This window comes from Bacteroides sp. ET71, from assembly GCF_023336905.1.
Taxonomy (GTDB): Bacteria; Bacteroidota; Bacteroidia; order Bacteroidales; family Bacteroidaceae; genus Bacteroides.
Genome location: NZ_JAMBLS010000059.1, coordinates 1 through 5,549 on the forward strand (window position 1 = coordinate 1; position 5,549 = coordinate 5,549).

At 44.1% G+C, this 5,549-nt stretch carries 2 protein-coding genes and 2 pseudogenes; 2 read left to right on the plus strand and 2 right to left on the minus strand.

What is annotated here, in order from left to right; all coding sequences use genetic code 11:
* Positions 1 to 10: 10 nt before the first annotated feature.
* Both M3090_RS14695 and M3090_RS14700 read left to right on the plus strand, forming a co-directional pair.
* Entirely contained in the window at positions 11 to 2,608 is a 2,598-nt protein-coding gene (locus tag M3090_RS14695) for a TIM-barrel domain-containing protein (protein WP_249057575.1), read from the plus strand.
* Between the two features lie 26 nt (positions 2,609 to 2,634).
* On the plus strand, positions 2,635 to 4,521 hold the full coding sequence (locus M3090_RS14700; RefSeq protein ID WP_410553273.1) for a glycoside hydrolase family 97 catalytic domain-containing protein: 1,887 nt from the start codon (positions 2,635 to 2,637) through the stop codon (positions 4,519 to 4,521).
* 372 nt (positions 4,522 to 4,893) lie between these two features.
* Here the strand turns inward: M3090_RS14700 and M3090_RS14705 are convergent.
* A pseudogene (locus M3090_RS14705) lies at positions 4,894 to 5,058 on the minus strand (site-specific DNA-methyltransferase); the annotation flags it as partial.
* A gap of 280 nt (positions 5,059 to 5,338) precedes the next feature.
* Positions 5,339 to 5,549 (minus strand): annotated as a pseudogene (locus M3090_RS14710) (hypothetical protein); the annotation flags it as partial.

The window sequence follows — 5,549 nt, forward strand, 5'->3', positions numbered from 1 at the left end:
AAAGTTAACCATGAAAAAATTAGTTAGTTTGTTTGTTGTTGTGTCTTGTCTTTTTGTGGAAGGAATATCGCAAACGGTACGTTCTTTTCAACGAGAAGATAATCGGGTCGTATTGAAAATGACAGATGGAGAATTACAACTTTATCCGTTATCGCCCAATACATTAAGAGTGAAGTTCGTAAAGCAGTCTGTGGGAATGGAAATGCCTGAATGGATTTACGTGAATGGCGGAAAGGAGGAGACGTTTGCCATAGAGGAGGATAAAGATGCGGTTTCCGTTGTATTGCCGGGCATTGTAGCCCAAGTGGAAAAGGAAACTGGATTGATAACTTTCTTGTCTCCAGCTGGGAATGTGATTTTACAGGAAGAAGCCCGTCTGCTTACACCGTCTGCTGTTCAAGGCATAGATACGTATTGTGCCACACAAAAGTTTTATTCACCCGAAGACGAACATCTTTTCGGGTTAGGGCAATTTCAGGACGGTTGCTTGAACGTGCGCGGATTGTCGCGTCGGCTTACGCAGGTAAATACACAGATTGCTATCCCCATGTTTGTGTCTGATAGGGGATATGGAGTGTTATGGAACAATTATGGATTGACTGATTTTAACCCTGCGGATGAGATGATTGAACTGGCTCCTTTTCAGAAAGAAGGCGAAGCAAAGGAAGTGGATGTGACTTCGACCGAAGGAGGTAAAAAAGAATTGCGTGAGAATTACATTTTCGCTTCGGAACTGACCATACCTGCAAAGGGACGTTATTCGATTTTGCTGGATGTGGGGCAAACCATGGCAAGAAAATATCACTTGCGTATCGGGGATAAGACTATCTTTGACATGGAAAACACCTGGTTGCCGCCTACCACTTCTGCGATTGTGGAATTAGAGGCAGGAACTTATCACGTCGTTGCAGAATTGGAGAAGAACGATAAGCCGAAAGTCTTTTTAAAGGAAGTGGATAATGAAACCGTACTCCGTTCTCCGGTGGCGGAATGTGTAGACTATACCGTGTTTTGTGGCAAGGCTGATGAGGTAATCGCTTCTTATCGCCAATTGACAGGGCGTGTTCCTTTATTCCCGGATTGGGCTTTAGGGTATATTCATTGCCGCGAACGATTCCACAATCAGCAAGAGCTGTTGGAAACGGCTGCTCAGTTTCGTAAAGATAGTTTGCCGATGGATGTGATTGTACAAGACTGGCAATATTGGGGGCGTTACGGATGGAATGCCATGAAGTTTGATGAAAAGGATTATCCGAATCCTACGGAAATGGTGAATAAATTGCACGAGCAAGATACGAGATTGATGGTTTCGGTATGGTCGAAAGTAGACCCTTCTTCTGAAGTCGGGAAAGCAATGGAAGAGCAAGGCTACTTCATTCCCGGAACTTCATGGGTGGATTTTTTCAATCCGAAAGCTGCAGCTTTTTATTGGGAGAATTTTAGTAACAGGCTCTTGGTGCATGGAATAGACGCTTGGTGGCAGGACGCGACAGAACCGGAGAATGATGACTTGCTTGGACGAAAAGTTGCCAATGGAAAGATACCCGGAGAGGTCTTTCGAAATGCATATCCTTTATTGGTGAGCCAAACGGTTTATGAAGGTTTGCGCCGGGATACCCCGAACAAACGAGCTATGATTCTTACCCGTAGCGCTTTTCCCGGAATGCAGCGTTATGCTACTGCTACTTGGTCAGGCGATGTCGGATATGATTGGAATACATTGCGCAGGCAGATTGTTGCCGGATTGGGCATGTCAATTTCCGGGCAGCCTTGGTGGACGTATGACGCGGGTGGTTTCTTCCGTCCGGGTAATCAATACACAGATGCTGCTTATCAGGAATGCATGATGCGCTGGATACAGACAAGCGTCTTTTTGCCTTTGATGCGTGTGCATGGATATGGAACAAATACCGAATTTTGGAATTATGGTTCAGAGGTTACTGCCCTTGCTCGCCAGTCGCTTGCCGATCGTTATCAGCTGGCTCCTTATATCTATTCGGAGAATGCGAATATCAGTTTCAATAATGGTACTTTTATGCGTCCTTTGGTGATGGATTTCGCAGATGATTCTGTAGCTGTTTCGCAAAAGTATCAATATATGTTCGGTCCTTCTTTATTGGTAGCACCTATCGTAGAAGAAGGTGTGAGAAATTGGAATGTGTATTTCCCTGCCACAGAAGGCGGATGGTATGATTTTTGGAGTGATAAGTATATAGCGGATAAAGGTTGGCAAGACGTTTCTGTATCTAAGAATCATATTCCGGTGTATGTAAAAGCAGGTTCGATTTTGCCATTGGCAGAGGGCAGACCTCAAACCATGAAAGAGGCTTATGCTGCCGATTGGATTGTCAAAGTATTTGTGGGGGCGGACGACTCTTATACGTTGTACGAAGACGAAGGGACGAATTATAATTACGAGAAAGGTTTGTTTTCGAAAGTCCGTTTCAATTGGGACGACAAAAAGGGTGAACTGACTATCGGAGAGCGGGAAGGCAAGTTCCCAGGAATGATTGAGAATCGTCGCATTCGTTTAGTAAAGGTGTCTGCGGTGTTTTCGGAATCGCATGACATCAGCTATACCGGCAAGAAGATAGTAGTAAAATTGTAGTTTAACAAATAAATGATAATTGAATGATGACTACCTTATTTAATAGAATAGCACTATTCCTGACAATTGTTGCTTTGTGCGCTTGTCAGGAGGAGAAGCAAGAAGTGGTTTCTCCCAATGGAGATTTGAGAGTTACGATAGAATGCATTCCTGAAAATGCTTATGGCGAAGCTGTTTTTTCTGTAGATTATAAAGGGAAACAAGTGCTTGCACAAACTCGTTTGGGCATGGAGACGGAAGTGCAGAAGTTAGCAGGAAACTTGAAATTGAAATCGGTTTCTGAAGCCAAGCCTATCGTAGATGATTATCAAATGCTGACCGGAAAGCGGAGCCATTGTATGAACGAAGCTTCCGAACGTGTTTATACTTTCGAAAATGAATCCGGGCAGGCATTGGATGTTACGTTCCGTGCCTACAACGATGGAGTAGTCTTTAAATATGGCATCCGTACAGAATCAGGCGAGGAACGTATTATTCGTGAACATACCGCTTATGCTTTGCCTCAAGGTGCTAAGAGGTGGATGCAGAAGTATGATATAGGTTACGAAGGCTTTTTCCCTTTATCTACCGATGGAATACTTACCGGACATCCAGAAGTAGATACGTGGGGTTATCCGGCATTGGCAGAGTTGCAAGATTCCGTGTTCGTATTGCTGACCGAAGCGAATATCCGCCGGGGGCATTGCGGTTCTTTATTGTATAATGGCGAAAACCGCGATTGCTATCAAGTCCGTTTGGCTGATGATAAGATGCTGTGTGAAGGCACTTGGGAGTCTCCTTGGCGGGTGCTTATCATTGGTAGCTTAGGCGATGTCGTGGAGAGTACGTTGGTGACCGATGTGGCAGACCCATCCAAAGTAGCGGACACGGAGTGGATAAAGCCGGGCTTGGTTTCATGGATTTATTGGGCACACAACCATGGAAGCAAGGATTACCGTTTGTTGAAAGAGTACATAGACTTAGCTGTCCGCATGAAGTGGCCCTATAATCTGATAGACTGGGAGTGGGACGAAATGGGCAATGGCGGAAAGTTAGAAGATGCAGTGAAGTATGCAACAGCGTGTGGAGTCAAGTCTTTGGTGTGGTATAATTCGAGTACAGCTTGGTTAGGTCCCGGTCCGCTATACAGGTTGAACAAGAAGGAAGACCGCCGGAAAGAATATCAATGGTTGAGTGATTTAGGCGTATCGGGTATGAAGATAGACTTTTTTAACGGAGACAGCGTGTCTACCATGAATTATTTCATCGACTTATTGGAAGATGCTGCCGATTATCAATTGATGGTGAATTTTCACGGAGCTACGGTGCCTCGCGGATGGCAACGTACTTATCCGCATTTGATGTCTGTAGAAGGTGTTTACGGTGCGGAATGGTATAACAATAATGCAATACTGACCGACCGGGCTGCTGCACACAACGCTACCTTGCCTTTTACCCGCAATGTCATAGGTCCGATGGATTATACGCCGGGCACTTTCTCTGACTCGCAATATCCGCACATTACCTCATACGGTCATGAACTTGCCTTGCCTGTGCTTTTTGAGTCGGCTTTACAACACATGCCCGACCGTCCTTCTGTTTACGCTCAGTTGCCGGAGGCAGTTAAACAGCTTTTGTCTGTTCTTCCTACGGCTTGGGACGATACGAAGTTGTTGGCAGGATATCCGGGTGTAGAGGTCGTTATGGCACGCCGCAAAGGTGACGTTTGGTATATAGCAGGCATTAATGGTACGGACAAGCCGCGCACGCTTCGTGCTTCTTTGGAGAAGTTGTCGGTGGATGGTAAGTCGATGGCATTGTTCAAAGACGGTGCCGATAACCGCAGTTTCAGTATTGAAGAGAATGTGCCGGCTGGTGATTCTCTTATTGTAGATTGTTTGCCACGAGGAGGTTTTGTAGGGGTGATAAAGTAAACAAAAGAAAAAGCGAGGTACCATTTTCTTGCCAGAACGACATGTTTTGTCGTTCTGGCTCCTTATCTTTGTCCCAAACAAAAGGAGGAAAGTCTATGGGAAGCCGATGGAAGGATTACAGCGGTTGCTGGTCATTATCAACAAACTGGAAGGGAAGAAACGTTATGTTCCCCAATGATTTTGTCATGGAGCTTCTTTCCCGAAGCCGTTCGTTGGAAGTGATAAGTCCTTTGCATCTCAGGGAGCGGGTACGGAGTATTTACGAAGAAGCGTTGAAGCGGAATGAATGTTAAGCATAATGGTTCTGTTATAATGCTCCGCTATCAGATATAATTGCTATGCCGGTACGATTATTAATCGTATCGATGTAGCCTGTGTGGGATGTTTTCCGCATGATTTTTTCCCATCGGGCAATGGCAGGCAGTTGCCAAACGTCCGTTATTTGTTTGTCTTCATTGATTTGCTTCATCACTTCATAATAATAGAAAAGATATTGTGATAGGTTCCGCTAACCCAGATTGTCCCGTTATCTTTTAGAAACTGTTTTAATTTAATTCGATAGTTTGTTTATCAAGCCATGAATCAATGTTTTGTCGAAAGGTATAGAAATCTGTTTCAAGCAGTCTCCCTTTTACGTTCTCCGTCCCAAAACCGTATGTTTTTGGTTCGAAAACCGTACGGTTTTGGGACGGAGAACGTACGGTTTTGGTTCGGAAACCATAAAAGGATGCCGTCTGCATCGGCAATATAACCCAAGTGTTTCATGTTTTGAAAGCATTTGGAATATACTTATAATGTCCGTAACATTTTTCTTTGATTAATTCAAAACAGTCTCTAAGATATACTTTGCCAACACTATAATTGCATCAAGTCCATGATTTTCTATTTTACCCCATCCGGCAGTATTCCAATCTGCTTGTGTTTTTACTTTATTATAGCAGACAGAGCATACTCCGTTTGGTAGAGTTATGGGATGTTTTCTGCAAATAGGGCATATTTTATCAACATTTTCCATTATATTTAATTTT